This is a genomic window from Arthrobacter rhamnosi, from assembly GCF_054510855.1.
This window is the reverse complement of sequence record NZ_JBTNDT010000005.1, coordinates 46,430-61,443: the sequence shown is the minus strand read 5'-3', so window position 1 is coordinate 61,443 and position 15,014 is coordinate 46,430. Positions and strand designations below refer to the sequence as shown.

Here is a 15,014-nt window from a genome sequence, read left to right as displayed (position 1 = left end):
CCCTTGGAATATTGAAGCCGCCTTCCTCGGGGACTGCCCCGGCTCCCGCCGCTTACTCACCTCTCTATTGGAAGAACTACGAAAGGAGACGCCAGTTGGCTAGTCAGGATTGGGTCGACAAGGATTTCTACAAGATCCTCGGTGTCTCCAAAGATGCGTCCGACGTCGATATCAAGAAGGCCTACCGGAAGCTCGCCCGCAAGCATCACCCCGACCAGAACCAGGGTGATGCAGGCTCCGAGCGGACGTTCAAGGACGTATCGGAGGCGTATTCCGTCCTGTCGGACGCCGAGCAGCGCCAGCAGTACGACGCCATCCGCGCGATGGGCGGCGGTGCACGGTTCTCCGCGGGCGGCGCGGGCGGCGGTGCAGGCGGTGCCGGATTCGAGGACATCTTCGGGAACCTGTTCGGCCAGACCACGGGCACGCGCCAGCGCACCGGCTTCTCGAACGGCAACCTGCCTCCCGAATTCGCCGACCTGTTCGGCAGCGGGGGCATGGGTGGCAGCGGCTTCCCCGGTGGTTTCCAGTCGACGCGTCCGCAGAAGGGCGCCGACCGCACCGCCAGCACGTCCATCTCGTTCGGCGGGTCCATCAACGGGACCACGATCGGCCTCCGCGAGCCCTCGGGCGAGCAGATCGACGTGCGTATCCCTGCCGGCATCCGGGACGGGCAGAAGGTGCGCGTCAAGGGCAAGGGACAACCCGGCCAGGCCGGACCGGGTGACCTCATGGTCACCGTTCACGTGAAGGACCACCCGCTCTTCACGCGCGACGGCGACAACATCCGCGTCCACGTGCCCGTCAGCTTTCCCGAGGCGGCGCTCGGAGCGCAGATCGACGTGCCGACCCTCACCGGTGAGCTGGTGAAGATGAGGATCCCCGCCGGAACACCGTCCGGAAGGACCCTCCGGCTCAAGGGCCGAGGCGTGAAGACCGCGAAGGCGACAGGTGACCTCCTGGTGACCGTCGACGTCGTCGTCCCGCAGAATCTGTCGAAGGACGCCGAGGCCGCCGTCGAGGCGTTCCGGGACGCGACGAAGGACGCCGATCCGCGTGCCGGCCTCGCTGCGAAGGCTCGGCTGTAACAGTACATTTGAGCAACCGCCGGGAGCACCGGCAGCGGAAGGAGGCATGCAATGGACCACACGGTGCCCATCTACGTCATCTCCGTGGCCGCCGAGCTCGCTGACATGCACCCGCAGACGCTCCGGCAGTACGACCGGCTGGGCCTGGTGACGCCCAGCCGGGCACCGGGCCGTGCCCGGCGCTACTCCCCGAAGGACGTCAGCACGCTGCGCGAGATCCAGAGGCTGTCGCAGGAAGGGGTGTCGCTCGAGGGCATCCGTCGCATCCTCGAACTCGAGAACCAGGTGTCAGCACTGCAGTCGCGCGTCACCGAGCTGTCCTCCGAACTGGCCGCGCGCCGGGTCCAGGCCGAATCCAGCAGGATCTTCGCCGCCGGGCTCGCCGGCGACGTGGTCACGCTGGCCCGCGGCCAGCGTCCGCGCCCGCGCAGCCAGGCGCTCGTCGTGTGGCGACCGGACGCGGCCCGCACGGCACGCTAGGTCAGCACGACGCCGGCCCCTGGTGGAATTTGTCAGGGGACGCGGGCAGACTGGTCAGATGGAATCCACCCCGGAGATGCCCCATGTTTGAAGTTTTCGTCGAGGCCCTGGCGATCGGTGCCGGCGTACTCACCGCGCTGGGCGCGGGCACGGGCGTGGCCGGCTGGCTGGTGGTCCGGAAGGTCAAGCGGTCGAGGATCATCGAGCGCACGAAGGACCGGGGTCTCCTCGCCGCACGCGCCTACGCACCGGATCGACTCACCCGGGAGCCTGCGCGGCTCATCGGTGACCTCAAGCGCTCCTCCCGCGCGACGCATCTGGCCCTGGCCGAGGCGACGGCACAGGGCCGTCCCGTCGGCGACCTCCCGCGCGCCGCCGCGGAGATCGACCAGGCAGCGGCATCGCTGGACCACCTCCTGCGGGCCGCGGACCGCGAGCCCAACCGTGCGCTGAAGCAGGAATGGACCGCGGACCTCGCCGCACAGGCACATGCCCTCGATGAGCTCTCGGCCGACCTGCGCCGTTCCCTCCTCCAGACCTCGCGCTCCATCGACACGCTCCAGCTCGAGCAGGCCACGCATCGGCTGCGCACGGAGATCTCCGCGATGACCACCTGGCGGGACAGCTACGGGAACCGGCAGGCCTGGTAATCGGTTTCACCAGGTAGCCTTCTTCCAACCAGTCCCCGGGGGGTCCGACGTGTCGATCAGACGCCGTATCACGCGCATCGTGCAGGCCAACCGTTCCGCGGCGGCCGAGTCCAAGCAGGATCCGAGCGTCCAGGCGCAGGACGCGCAGCTGGCGCAACGCAGGCTGCTCGACCAGGCGCGGCGCGGGGCGGCCGACGTCGCGGCCCACCACCACCGCGTAGGGCTGGCAGCCAATGACGCTGCCGACTACCTCAACCGGGTCGAGGCGGCGGCTGCGGCCGCGGCGCAGCGCGGTGACGACGACGCCGCCCGCGCGGCGATCCGTGAATCGATGACCGCACGGCGACGCCTGGAGACACTCACGGGCCAGCTGCGCGAAGCGGAGCAACAGGCCCGCAGGCTCCACGACGACGTGCAGCGGCTGGAGGAGCGCGTGAGGCAGAACGCGATGGACTACGACGCCCTGCGCGCCCGCCGTGCGGCAGCACAGGCGGCCATCGGCGTCCACGATGCGCTTGCCTCCTCGTCGCGGGAGGCCGCGGCGATCGACGCCGCGCGCCGCAGCGCCGAACTCGAGGTCCGGCGCTTCGAGGCGCAGGCCCAGGCACGCGAGGAACTGTCGTGGACCGACCCGTCGTCGCCGCGACTCCAGCAGGCCTTCGAGGAGCTCGAAGCCGAGGCGGCCGCCCAGCAGGAGCTCGAGGACCTCAAGCGGAGGAACTCCCGAGGCTATCCTCCAGGGCAGCACTGAGGGCCCGGAGGACTGCGTCGTCGACGTCCTCCTCCCGGCGGAGCCGGATGCGCCACGCGAACGGATCACTGGTGCGGACCGGTTCGAGCCCTGGCAGATCCGGCACCGCCAGGCGGAAGAACAGGTCCACCGCGGTCCTGGTGCTGGGCGTGACCTGCGCGAACTTCCGGCGCGACGTCTGCAGGGACACGTAGGTCTTGCGCATCTGGATGACGGTGCCGGGGGTCTCGGCGGCCCACAGGAGGAGCCGGTCCGCGATGGGTTTCAGGAGCGGCCGGTCCGCGTACTGGCCGTCGTAGAGTTCGTCGGCGGTTCGAAGGAAGAACTCCGGGAGCCCGAAGACCTCCCAGTCCACGCTCATCAGGTTGTACCCGGTGACACCCTGGTCCTTCAGCCAGCGGGACAGCTCGTCGCGCCCGGTGATCCCCGCCTCGCGTGCCGCCGTCGCCCACTCCGCGGGCGTCCGGCCCGTCGTGCGGAGGAGACGCGCGGCATTCGTGTCCACCATCGGCTGCCAGCTCCGCATTCCGCTCATGCCCCCACTGTAGCGGCGCCCCGCTTCCCGCCCGGTGGCGCAACCGATGAGCGGTGGCTGCGAAGCGCGGAGAAGCCCGGAGGGCGTTGCTACACTCGGGCGATGACAGAGCTGAGCGGGTCCCACGTCCTCGTCGTCGGCGCTACCGGGGTGCTCGGCGGGGAGCTGTCACGCCAGTTGGCGGCCCAGGGCGCCCAGCTCACGCTCTCCGGCCGGTCCGAGGAGAAGCTCGCGCAACTCGCGGATGAACTCGGCGACGCCGTCGTCGGTCGCGTTGCCGCCGACCTGGGGAAGCTGACCGGTCCCGCGGACATCGCCGCAGCCGTCTACGGACGCGAGCTCGACGGGGTCGTCTTCGCGTCCGGGGTCGTCGCCTTCGGCCCCGCCGTCGAGGTGGACGACGACACCCTCGACGAACTCGTGCTCGTCAACCTCCTCGGCTACATGCGGCTCATGCGCGACGTCGCCCCGAAGCTGGGCAGGGACTCGTTCGTGGCCCAGATCAGCGCCGTCGTCGCCGAGAGCCCGACGGCGGGCATGGCGGCGTACTCGGCCACCAAGGCCGGCCTCAGTGCCTACGGCAAAGCGCTGACGCTGGAGCTGCGGAAGCAGGGCGTCCGTGTGCTGGATGCCCGTCCGCCGCACACCGAGACCGGGCTGGCGTCGAGGCCCATCGCCGGGGATGCCCCGAAGCTCCCGCAGGGCAAGGACCCGGTGGCAGTCGCCGGGCGCATCGTCACCGCGATCCGGGAGGGCGAGCGGGACCTGCCGTCGTCCGCATTCTGACACCCGGCGGACACCCCGCGTTCGGACTCCGGCCGGCACCGGCCGAAGGATGCAGCCGGCCATGGCGCCCGCCATCACGCGAAGTCCTGCACCTTCCGCCAGCCCGGATCCAGCGTGTGCCTGGCGGTGACGGAATGGCGGCCGCGAGCGGCGGCATCGAAGACGTCCCGCCCGTTCTGGTCCTCCGAATCGGAGTAGAAGTGGAACGTCCGGGCACCCTTCGAGGTCTCGGCGGCCACGAGCATGCCGCGTTGTCCGAGGGCACGCACCAGCCCGCCCTCGAGTTCGTCCAGCTCCGCCAGAACCGGAGGCCGGGGCAGTCCCTGCTCATCGGCGTCGAACGCGACGCGCAGGGCCGTGTGGAGGTCGAAGTCCGGATGGTCGATCCAGCGCAGCGGCCGCAGCACACGCACCAGGATGGGATGCCCGGAGCCCAGCTTCCCCTCCATCAGGAGCCAGCCCGGCTCGGGTGCGGTGCGGGCGAGCTCGGCCACGCGGGCGGGCAGGTCGGCCGCCGGAATGCTGTCCACGACGTCGTGGACGATACAGTCCACGCGACGGACCCAGCGTTCGACGTCGTCCTCTCCCAGGAGCCATTCGAGCATCAGCACGCAGAGGCCGTGCTCGTCGTCCCACTGGCCCGTGAAACCGGGGTTGTGGACGGACACGATCAGACCGTCCCCGGCCCGGGTCAGCGACGTGTGGACCCGGGTGCGGCGCAGGTCGAAGGTCCTGCCGCGGTAGGTGATGGTGGACTCGAGCATGTCCGGTTTGGCGCTGCGGGCGGGAACGAACTCCCACCGCCTGCTCGCCGGGGGCGATGCCCGGTACCAGCGCTCCGCCACAGGGCGCAGCGAAGGATTCCCGCCGCTGGAGACGCAGAGGGTGTGCTCGGCCTCGGTGCCCGTCCGCGTCTCCCATTCGAGGCCGCGGGCGATCGCCTTGACCCGGGTGGTCATCACATCGACGTACGCGTCGAAGTCGCCGGCGCGCGTCGCGGAGGTCAGCAGCTCCTCGCCGTCGTCGGCCCACCACTGCCAGAAGTCCGCAATGGGGTCCCTGCCGATTCCCCGGCCGATGCGCCGGCTCGCGGCGGCCCGGCGCCTGAAAATACCCATGGTCCTGCGTTCTCCTGGTGCGCGCGTCCCGGATCGTCCGGTCGCTCCGACTCCAGTGAATCTACCCGGGCGGGGCCCGGATGGGCGACCGTCGGCGGGTGTGCGGGGAGTGCCGTCAGGCGGTCCGGTGGGCGGGAGGGGTGCTGCCGGGCGCGCCGCGCAACCCGAGGACGGCGAGGAGGCCGGCCACCACGGCCAGCGTGCCAGTGAACGCGGCGACCCCCGGCCAGCCGTACTGGCCGAAGAACAGTCCGCCCAGCCAGCCGAAGAGGCTCGACCCGGCGTAGTACGCGAAGTTGTAGAGCCCGGACGCCTGGGCGCGGCCAGTGCTCGCGAGGACGGGTGTCCAGCCGGAGGAGACGGAATGGGCGGCGAAGAAGCCGCCCGTGAAGATGACGAGGCCGAGGACCACCAGGGGAACGGACCCCGCGAGTGTTATCACGAGCCCGGCCAGGATCACGGGAACCGCCGCGAGGAGGACGGGAAGGCGCCCGAACCGGACGCTCAGGCCTCCGGCCACCCGCGAGGTCACCGTGCCCGAGAGGTAGGCGAGGAACAGCAGGCTCACCAGGGACGCAGGCAGGAGGAACGGCGGTGCCTCGAGGTGGAACCCGAGGTAGTTGTAGACCGCGACGAATCCGCCCATGAGGAGGAACCCCTGCGCGTAGACGGCCAGGAGCCGGGGGGAGCGCAGATTGGTGGCGACACGTCGGACGAGTGACGGGCCCTGCCCCCGGACGACGGGGTGGAAACCGCGCGGCCGGGGTGCGAGCAGGACGAAGGCGACGGCGGCGCCTCCCGCCATGATGCTGACGCTGAGCACACCCGCCCGCCATCCGAACGCATCCCCGACGGGCCCGGCCACGAGGCGTCCTGCGAGTCCGCCGAGCGTGGTGCCGGCGATGTACGTGCCCGCAGCCACGGCGGCGTGGAGCTTCTGCACTTCCTCGTGCAGGTACACGAGCGCCGTGGCGGGGACGCCGCCGAGCGCCACGCCCTCGAGGAAGCGGAGGGTGATCAGCAGGCCGAAGGTGGGTGCCAGGGCGGCGAGGAGACCGAGGACGACGGCGGCGCCGATGGCCCATGTCATCGTCCGCCTGCGCCCGGCACGGTCCGCGACGGCGGACCACGGAAGCACGGCGAGCGCCAGGCCCAGCGTCGCCGCGGAGACCGAGAGCGCCGCCTCCGCGGGCGAGACCCCGAATTCGGCGGCGAGCCCGGTCAGTACTCCCTGCAGCGAATACAGCTGGGCGAAGGTCGCCAGCCCGGCGAACAGCAGGGCGAGCAGGATCCGCCGGTAGGCGGGCGAGTCCTTGGGGTGGCCCGGCCAGGGGGCGTCCGTCATGGGCTTTCCCCAGGGCCGGCCGCCGCGCGGCTCCGACGTCCCATGCCGCCCGCTCAGCGGCGGCGGTAGGTGAGGTCGAAGACCATCCGCCCGGCCTTGATCGCCTTGTTCTCGAAACTCGTGAGGGTGCGGCCCTCGAAGCGGGGCGCCCACCCACCGAGTTCGTCGACGCCCTCGTTGACGCCCGTGTTGCCGGTGCTCACCGGGTCACGGCCCTCGCGCACCGGGGCACCCCCCACCACGGATTCCACGCCGCTCTCCCACACCTGGGTGAGGGGGCTGTCGGCACCCGAGCGCTCGCCGTCGTGCAGGTTCTCGAACTCCCCGCTCGCGTCCAGGACGGCACGCATCTGCACCGCGTAGCTGGACCAGTCGGTGGCGAGGCGGAAGATGCCGCCGGGTTCGATGACCCGCGCGGCGAGGTCCACGTAGTCGTCCTTGACGAGCCTGCGCTTGTGGTGGCGCGCCTTGTGCCACGGATCGGGGAAGAACGTCCAGAGCTCGGCGACGGACGACGCGGGAATCATGCCTGCGAATGCCTCTGCGGCGTTCACCTGGGCGGTCCGCACGTTGGTCAGGTCCTTCTGGCTGATGCGCAGCATGGTCTGGGCGAGACCCGGACGGTAGACCTCCAGGGCGAGGTAGTCGCGGTCCGGATCGAGTTCGGCCGCATGCGTGATGGCCTCGCCCAGCCCTGAACCGACCTCGACGACGAGGGGCGCGGACCGCCCGAACGTCGCTTCGATGTCGAGCACGAAGCCGGGGGCCACGGAGGTGTCGGCGTTCTCCACCCGCGGCACGTCGATCAGGAAGGCTTCCGCGAGTTCGTCCCAGGCCTCACGGCGCCTGCCCTGGAGGCGTGAACCCCGCCGGACGAAGGAAACGGGCTGGGTGCGGTGCGGCTGGTCGGGGGTCTGTGCTTGTGGCTCCATCACCCCCAAGGCTACCGGCAGGGCGGGGGAGCCAGCGCAGAGGCTGCGCTGCGAGCCTGCCAGCGAAGCAGATCAGCCCGACGTCGAATACCGCGGCGAGAGTTGTTCTCGTGAAACGATCCCTGATCCCGTCCGGCTGGAGCAGGGGAAGCGGGCTAGGCGTCGATCACCAGATCGGTCCGCGCTGTGGAGCAGCAGGGCAGGAACTTGCCTGCATCGATCTCCCGTGCCCGGATCCCGCCCTGGTGGTTCATCTCGATGTCGCCGGAGAGCTTGACGACCTTGCAGGAGCCGCACATTCCTTCCTTACAGTTCGCGCCGATTCGAACCCCTGCACGCTGGGCTGGCCCGAGGATGTGTTCGGTGGGGTCGACGCGCACATTGATGCCGGTGCGCAGGAAGGACAGAGTGAGGCTTCCCGTTCCGACCGTGTCGAAGCCCGAGACGTCGAGTGAGCCGGTCTCGGCTCCCTCGCCCGGGCTGCCGGCGGGCACTTCGGGACCACGCATGTCCGGGCCGGCTGCTTCCAGGGGAAGTCCCGTGGCCTCCAGGGTGCCCCTGGCGTCATAGCCGGGTTCGTAGAGCCCGAAGGCGCTGGGCTGGCTTTCGTAGTAATCCTCGGCGGAGTCGGCGATCTCCTCGGCGATCTCCTCGGCGATTTCCTCGGCGAGCGCGACCTCTGCCTGGTATTCGAGGATCGTCTGGCGATTTCCCGTGAAGAATTCCATGTTGATCGAGGTGTCGTCCACGCCGACCTTCCGCAGGAGCTCGGCGGCGGTGTTCAGGTAACCCTCGGGACCGCAGGTGTAGACCTGGCGGCCGTTGGCGTCGGGGGCGACCTCGTCGAGCATGGCTGCCGTCAGCCTCCCGCTGAGCCATTCCCACTTTTCGGGTTTGCTGCGGTCGCCGAGGGCGTAGAAGACCTTGATGCGCGAGTCCACGGAGGCGATGTAGGCCAGTTCCTGGTGAAAGCCGAATCCCCCGGCCTCCGCTCCGTGATAGAGCACGATGACGTCGGCCTGTCCGGGCAGGGAGTGGATCGTCCGCACCATCGACATGATGGGGGTGATGCCTGCGCCGGCGGCCAGCAGGAGGTAGCGTGCCCGGCGGTCGGCATCAGGCAGGTGGAATGCCCCGACCGGTCCGAGCATCTCGAGGACGGTGCCGGGTCGAACGTTCTCGTGCACCCACGGGGAGACCAGCCCGGTAGGGTCGCGCTTGACCGTGATATTGAAGGTCCACGGCTGGGTGGGCGAACTGGACAACGAGTAACTGCGGTCCACCGCATCCTGGTCCTCGCCGTTCACGGGAAAGGCGACGTTCACGTACTGGCCCGCACGGAACGCGAGGGGCGCGCCGTCGCAGCGGCGGAACACGAAGGTCATCATGCCGCCCACCTCGGGAAAGGTCTCGACACATTCCGCCATGAACTCCTGCGGATGCCAGGGGCCCAATGCATGGGCGGCGCGGGCGGGTCCCTCGGTGCTGCCCATCACCCGATTCCACGGCATCTCAAGTCCGCGGATGCGCTGTGGCTCCTGGGTTGCCGTCTCTGTGCCGAGTTCGATCATGCCAAGTGCTCCTGCACGCGCTGCACGTACCAGTTGATGAACGCCTCGACCTGGTATTCGCTCTTCATGTACGGGCCGGGCTCGTAGGCGGGGCTACCCGCGCCTTTCTGGCACAGTTCCACGAACGCCTTGTCCTGCAGATTCGTCTGCTTCCAGGTGTAGGTGAGCTTCTCCAGGTCGTAGTCGACGCCTTCCACGGCGTCGTCAGCCACCAGCCAGGTGGTGCGGACCAGGGTCTGATGTTCGTTGACCGGGTAGACGGCGAACGTGATGACGTGGTCGGCCTGGAAATGGAACCAGCTGTTGGGCTGCAGGTGCATCGAGCAGCGGCCGAGGCGGAAGTCCCGCAGGTCGCCGAGCAGCTTCTTGGAGAGCCGGTGCCCATCGGGCGAGAACGATTCGCCGTCACCGTCGAGCGATTCCCGGGAGATGCGGATGCCCGCTACGCGGGTGTCGAGCTCCTCGACGACCTCGTAGGGAAGGCCATAGCGGCGGCAACGCTCCTCGAGCGAGGACTGGGCTTCCTTGTTGCGGTCCCACACCTCCTCTAGGTGGGCCGGGATCAGTCCCTCCGTCAGGCCCCAGGTGGGAAAGAGGGAACAGGCGAGCTCCGGGTGGCCGTCGCAGTGGTAGCACTCACGGTTGTTCTCCATGACGAGCTTCCAGTTGCCCTCCTCGATGATGTTCTGCTGGTAGGCGATTTTCGTCTTCGCCAGATCGTGGGGTGCGAGGTAAGGCTCGAAGATCTTGGAGGTCTCGTCGAAATCCGTCGGCGGCTCGTCGGCGATGCAGACGAAGACGAGTCCGGCGACCACACGGCTGGAGGCGCGCTTGAGGCCGAAGCAGCCCTTGTCGAACTTCGTCTCCCCCGGTGCGGAGGCGTGGATCAGATTGCCCTCGGAGGAGTAGGTCCAGGAGTGGTAACCGCAGACCAGGTTCCCTGTTGTCCCCGCGGGTTCGGTCAGGACGCGGGCGCCGCGATGGCGGCACACGTTGTGCAGGACGTTCACGCCGCCGTCGTCGTTGCGCAGCACGATCAGGGAGTATGGCCCGTAGTCGACGGTGACGTAGTCGCCCGGTTCCGGCAGCTCCGCGATGCTGGCGGCGAAGATCCAGTGCTGCCCGAAGATGGCCTGCATGTCGACGCTGAACATCGTCGGATCGGTGTAGAAGGGGGCATCGAGGGAGTAACCCACGCGCCGGAAATTGAACAACTCGGTGATTTCCGCCAGCTGCTCGGCAGGCACCGAGGAAACGAGCTTTCCCCGCGAGTTGAGGGGTGTGTTCACTGGAGCAGACATGGGTTCCTCCCAAGAGGGCTGGGTAGCTGTGTGATGCGTGGGGTTCACGGGTGCGGCGAGCGTCGCCGGAACTCTGTTGGTATGAGGTTAGTCACAAGCGCTCTGCAATAAAAGCGCAAGATCCAGAAGATAACAGTGCACAATAAATGCATGATAGATCCGCGGCTCACCACACTGCGTGTGTTCGCCCGGTGCGGCACGGTGGGCGCGACTGCGGAGCTCACCGGGTACTCTCCCTCTGCCGTCTCCGCGCAGTTGCGGGAGCTCCAGCGCGTATTGGGAATGCAGCTGCTGACGAAGGACGGCCGGGGTGTGCGGCTGACCGCCACTGGACGCTTTCTCGTGGAGGGCTCGGACACTCTCATCGCCGAATGGGAGAGTCTGCGGGCGGCAGCCATGGAGGCCGGCGACCAGGTGCAGTCCCGTTTCGGGCTCGGTGGATTCTCCACGGCGGCTGCACGGTTGCTTGCGCCGCTGGCAGCCACTTTGCGCTCCACCCGCCCCCTGCTGAAGGTGCAGGTACTCGAAGCCGACCCGGCGCGCTGCTTCGATCTGTTGGTTGCCGAGCGGATCGACCTCGCGGTCGTCGTCGCCATGCAGTCCGAAGCGCATGTCGAGGACGACCCGCGCTTCGAGCAGAGGGTTCTGCTCGACGATCCCCTGGACGTGATTCTTCCCGCCGACCATCCCTTGGCATCGCAGGGGACGGTGACGCTCGACGAGTTGGCGTCCGAGCCCTGGATCACCGAGGGCGCAGGGTCCACCTACCATTCCCTCTTCACTGCGGCGTTCACGGCGGTCGGAGTGACACCGCGGATCGCTCATGAGGCCGTGGAATGGGAGACCCAGATCGCCTTCGTCGGCGCGGGGCTGGGCGTAGGCCTGCTGCCGCGTCTGGCGCCCCTGCACAATGCCGAAAACGTGGTTCGATTACGCATTACCGGCCGGGGGAAGCCCTCGCGCCGCATCGTCGCCGCGGTGCGCAGGGGCAGCATTGCATCGCCCCTGATTCAGGAGTCACTCGGCATCCTCCAGATCAGCGCCGATCGGATCCTCACCGCTCGGCCAGAAGACGATCCCTGAGACCGCATGGCCGCGATGCGTTGCCGACGGATCGGATCGGTCCAGGAGGCCGTCGCGGAAGCTGCAGATGCCATGCCCACCCGGCCGGAAGCCCTGCTCCTCGTCGGACGTGGAAATGCCTCGGCGGCACGGGCCGGAACAGGCCGCATGCCGCCGAGGTGGATTGCTTTTCGAGGTGGATTGCTCCTCGAGGAGCCTAGCTAGTGACCGGCTGGGCTGGAGCCCCGGTGCTCGACGGTCGGGATTACCCCCGTCGCGGGTCCTCCGGGGCACTCCGAGTCGGAGCACTTCTCGGCGCACTCGTGCTTCGTCACGAGGTCGAACTGCGCGCCGCCGTGCTGTTCCACGCCGGTGCGGATGGCCCGTTCCACCACAGACGTGGCCAGGCGACGCCGCAGGGCGAGGGGATCGCGACGCAGGTCCTTGGTGAGGGCGAAGCAGAGCAGCACCATGACGATGACGAACGGTAGTGCTGCCACGATGGTGATGCGTTGCAGGCCGGCCAGGGCTTCGGAGGGTTCATCACCGCCCGCCAGCAGCATGACCGCCGCTACCGCGCCGGTGAGGCAGCCCCAGAAGATGACGACCCCGCGGCGGGGGTGCTCGGCGCCGTTGGAACTGAGCGATCCCATCACGATGGAGGCAGCGTCGGCGCCGGTGATGAAGAAGATGGCGACCAGCACCATGGCCAGCACGATGACGGCGCTGGTAGCCCAGCCAGGCATGCTCAGGTTCTTGATCAGGTCGAACAGTGCCCCGTCGAAGTTGACGGACGGTGTCCCGTCCACCATGGTGACCAGGCCGGGGGTGTTGGCTCCATCGGCTTTCTGCTGGATGTCGAAGGCAGCGCCTCCGAAGATGGCGAACCAGATGACGCTGACGAGGCTGGGTACCAGCAGCACGCCGGTGACGAACTGGCGGATGGTGCGGCCGCGGCTGATGCGGGCGATGAAGAGCCCCACAAAGGGCGTCCAGGATACCCACCAGGCCCAGTAGAAGATCGTCCAGCTGGTCATCCAGCTGCGCAGTGACTCATCGCCGACTGCTTCGGTCCGGGACGACATCTCGGCCAGGTCGCGGGCGTAGTCGCCGACCGCGGAGGGAATCAGGTTGAGGATGAAAAGGGTGGGGCCGACGACGAAGACGATCAGTGCGAGGACGACGGCCAGGACCATGTTGATGTTGGAGAGCCACTGGATGCCGCGGCTGATGCCGGAGACGGCCGAAGCGACGAAGCACATGGTCAGGACGGCGACGATCCCCACGAGCACGGGGGTGCCGATCTCGCCGAACCAACCGTTGGAGGTCATACCGCTGCCGATCTGCAGGGCACCAAGGCCCAGCGACGCAGCAGTCCCGAACAGGGTTGCGAAGATGGCCAGGATGTTGATGAACTTCCCGACCGGCCCTTCGACCGTCCTCACGCCGAAGAGCGACGTGAAGGCGACCGAGATCAGTTGCCTGCGTCCCAGGCGGTAGGTCCCGTAGGCCATGGCGATACCCACGACGGCGTACATGGCCCATGGGTGCAGGGTCCAGTGGAAGATCGAGGTGGCCATGGCCGTCTGGATCGCTGCCGGAGTCCTTCCATCCACGGTTCCGGGCGGAGGAGAGACGTAGTGGTAGAGCGGTTCGGCCACGCCGTAGAACATCAAACCGATGCCCATGCCGGCGGCGAACATCATCGCGACCCAGGAGACAGTGCGGAATTCGGGCTTCTCGCCGTCCTTTCCGAGCGGGATGTTGCCGAACTTGCCCAGGGCCAGCCACAGGACGAAGATCACGAAGAGCGATGCCGTGAGCATGAAGAGCCACCCGGTGTACTCCATGACCCAGTTGAGGGCTCCGGTGGAGGTGGCGGACAGACTGTCGCGTCCCACGAAGCCCCAGATGACGAAGGCGATGGCGATGGCCCCCGTGATGCCGAACGTGGTCCGGTCGAGGATGAGCCTGTGGTTCCGGCGATCCGCGACTGCCTGCTCGGTCTTTGCATGACGCAGCTCTTCGAGAATCTCCTCGTACTCCGCGTCGGGCACGGGAGATGCTCCTTCGCCTGCCGGATCGAGGGCTGCAGAGCTTCCAGGTTGCTCGTTGCGCAAGCCTCCTGGTGCCCCGCGATCAGCAGGGAACTCCTCGGGTGTGTGGGGTTTAAGGTCACTATCAAAAGCCATGAGCGGGTCCTTTGCTCGGTGAGGCATGGGTCTGCGATTTGCCGCGGCCCTCGGGAGGTAGGCCGAGCGGGAGGTTGCGGCCTCGTATGACGCGACGATCACGATGGTGCCGTCGGCGATGGGAACTGCGTGGGTCTACCCCTTCCACCATCAGGGGTTTATGTTTCGCGAACACTCTTCTTACGTTTTCAGCGGGTTAACGCTGATATGTTGTGCCCGTGGTGCTTGATATATCAGTGATACTCTAGAGCCTCGTGGCGTGCGCGTCCATAGATCTGGCGCAGGAATAGGATGGATTGGGAACTGAGGCGTCGAGCCCTGGGCCACATCGGAGGAGACCTGGAGATGGCATACGCTGGCGGATCACCGGTGGAGGCAGGGGTTTCGTCTGCGCCGCTGAGGCAGGACGACGAATCATTTGCCGACTTCGCCTACCGGATGTTGTGCGACGAGCTGATCGTCCTGGACATCAAGCCGGGTGAGCCCCTCAACGACGAAGTGATCTCGCGGCGCCTCGGCGTTGGTAGGACCCCGATCCGGGAGGCGATGAAGCGGCTCGAGAGCGACCACCTGGTGGTCGCCTATCCCCGGCGCGGAACGTTCGCCGCCGGCGTGGACATCAAGGATCTGGCTGAGATCTCCGAGATCCGACAGCTCCTGGAGCCGGCGGCAGCCGCACGGGCTGCGCGGCTTGCATCGCCGCAGCTCCGGAGCGAGCTCCGGGACTTCGCGGGGGAAGTCGGGCAGCTGTTGCCGGGGATGCAGTCGCAGCAGGACCTCATGCGCCTGGACATGCGGGTCCATCGGACGATCTACAGAGCCACCGGAAGTAGGCATCTCGAAGACATCCTGATTCGCTACGACAACCTCGCCACGCGGATCTGGAGCCTGGTGCTGGAGAAGCTCCCGCCGGTGTCCGAGCACATCGCCCAGCATATCGAACTGCTCGAATGCATCGCGGCTGGGGACTCCGAAGCTGCGGCACGGCTGACCACCCGGCACGTCACCGATTTCGAGAATCACATCAGGGCCGTGCTGTAGCCCGGGCGGAAACCCGCTCAGCATCAGCGGATACGGGAAAAGTCGCCACCACGGCCCGGGTGCAGCGGATCAACGAGGCATCCGGCAGCGGTGATTCCACGGTGGTGACGCCGTTCGCGTGCTGTGCCCTCATACCGCGGCTGCCCGGATCGTCAGCCATGA

General features: G+C 68.0%; 14 protein-coding genes. 7 read left to right on the top strand and 7 right to left on the bottom strand.

Annotated features, from left to right (window positions below; all coding sequences use genetic code 11):
- The first annotated feature begins 95 nt into the window (after window positions 1-95).
- The 4 genes from ACX80I_RS11280 to ACX80I_RS11265 all read left to right on the top strand — a co-directional run bounded on the left by ACX80I_RS11280 (window position 96) and on the right by ACX80I_RS11265 (window position 2,969).
- On the top strand, window positions 96-1,088 hold the full coding sequence (locus tag ACX80I_RS11280; protein WP_459345220.1) for a DnaJ C-terminal domain-containing protein: 993 nt from the start codon (window positions 96-98) through the stop codon (window positions 1,086-1,088).
- A gap of 51 nt (window positions 1,089-1,139) precedes the next feature.
- On the top strand, window positions 1,140-1,568 hold the full coding sequence (locus ACX80I_RS11275) for a heat shock protein transcriptional repressor HspR (RefSeq protein WP_459345219.1): 429 nt from the start codon (window positions 1,140-1,142) through the stop codon (window positions 1,566-1,568).
- Between the two features lie 83 nt (window positions 1,569-1,651).
- A complete protein-coding gene (locus ACX80I_RS11270; RefSeq protein WP_459345218.1) occupies window positions 1,652-2,218 on the top strand; it encodes a hypothetical protein in 567 nt (188 codons plus the stop codon).
- Window positions 2,219-2,267: 49 nt separating this feature from the next.
- Window positions 2,268-2,969 carry a PspA/IM30 family protein gene (locus ACX80I_RS11265; RefSeq protein ID WP_459345217.1) on the top strand — a complete coding sequence of 234 codons (702 nt, stop codon included), beginning with the start codon at window positions 2,268-2,270 and terminating at the stop codon, window positions 2,967-2,969.
- Here ACX80I_RS11265 and ACX80I_RS11260 read toward each other — a convergent pair.
- Window positions 2,926-3,504, bottom strand: a complete 579-nt coding sequence (locus ACX80I_RS11260) for a DUF5655 domain-containing protein (RefSeq protein WP_459345216.1) — start codon at window positions 3,502-3,504, stop codon at window positions 2,926-2,928. The two genes, ACX80I_RS11265 and ACX80I_RS11260, sit on opposite strands and share 44 nt — an antisense overlap.
- Window positions 3,505-3,606: 102 nt before the next feature.
- Between ACX80I_RS11260 and ACX80I_RS11255 the strand changes: the two genes are divergently transcribed.
- Window positions 3,607-4,290, top strand: a complete 684-nt coding sequence (locus tag ACX80I_RS11255) for an SDR family NAD(P)-dependent oxidoreductase (protein WP_459345215.1) — start codon at window positions 3,607-3,609, stop codon at window positions 4,288-4,290.
- A gap of 74 nt (window positions 4,291-4,364) precedes the next feature.
- Here the strand turns inward: ACX80I_RS11255 and ACX80I_RS11250 are convergent, their stop codons facing one another.
- From ACX80I_RS11250 to ACX80I_RS11230, 5 genes are all read right to left on the bottom strand, one after another.
- The gene (locus ACX80I_RS11250) at window positions 4,365-5,408 is read right to left on the bottom strand and encodes a DUF695 domain-containing protein (protein ID WP_459345214.1); all 1,044 of its coding nucleotides are present in this window, start codon (window positions 5,406-5,408) and stop codon (window positions 4,365-4,367) included.
- Window positions 5,409-5,523: 115 nt separating this feature from the next.
- On the bottom strand, window positions 5,524-6,753 hold the full coding sequence (locus ACX80I_RS11245; protein WP_459345213.1) for an MFS transporter: 1,230 nt from the start codon (window positions 6,751-6,753) through the stop codon (window positions 5,524-5,526).
- Between the two features lie 53 nt (window positions 6,754-6,806).
- Window positions 6,807-7,685, bottom strand: a complete 879-nt coding sequence (gene trmB, locus ACX80I_RS11240) for a tRNA (guanosine(46)-N7)-methyltransferase TrmB (protein WP_459345212.1) — start codon at window positions 7,683-7,685, stop codon at window positions 6,807-6,809.
- A 155-nt stretch (window positions 7,686-7,840) separates the two neighbouring features.
- On the bottom strand, window positions 7,841-9,256 hold the full coding sequence (locus ACX80I_RS11235; protein ID WP_459345211.1) for a ferredoxin reductase: 1,416 nt from the start codon (window positions 9,254-9,256) through the stop codon (window positions 7,841-7,843).
- Window positions 9,253-10,557, bottom strand: coding sequence for an aromatic ring-hydroxylating oxygenase subunit alpha (locus tag ACX80I_RS11230; RefSeq protein ID WP_459345210.1), 1,305 nt, complete (start codon window positions 10,555-10,557; stop codon window positions 9,253-9,255). The genes ACX80I_RS11235 and ACX80I_RS11230 overlap by 4 nt, the downstream gene beginning before the upstream one ends.
- 150 nt (window positions 10,558-10,707) lie before the next feature.
- Here ACX80I_RS11230 and ACX80I_RS11225 point away from each other — a divergent pair, with 150 nt between their 5' ends.
- The gene (locus ACX80I_RS11225; protein WP_459345209.1) at window positions 10,708-11,640 is read left to right on the top strand and encodes a LysR family transcriptional regulator; all 933 of its coding nucleotides are present in this window, start codon (window positions 10,708-10,710) and stop codon (window positions 11,638-11,640) included.
- A 200-nt stretch (window positions 11,641-11,840) separates the two neighbouring features.
- On the opposite strand, the gene ACX80I_RS11220 is transcribed toward ACX80I_RS11225, so the two are convergent.
- Window positions 11,841-13,811: a BCCT family transporter gene (locus ACX80I_RS11220; protein ID WP_459345208.1), complete on the bottom strand. Its 1,971-nt coding sequence runs from the start codon at window positions 13,809-13,811 to the stop codon at window positions 11,841-11,843.
- 345 nt (window positions 13,812-14,156) lie between these two features.
- Between ACX80I_RS11220 and ACX80I_RS11215 the strand changes: the two genes are divergently transcribed.
- A complete protein-coding gene (locus ACX80I_RS11215) occupies window positions 14,157-14,852 on the top strand; it encodes a GntR family transcriptional regulator (protein ID WP_459345207.1) in 696 nt (231 codons plus the stop codon).
- Window positions 14,853-15,014 lie beyond the last annotated feature (162 nt).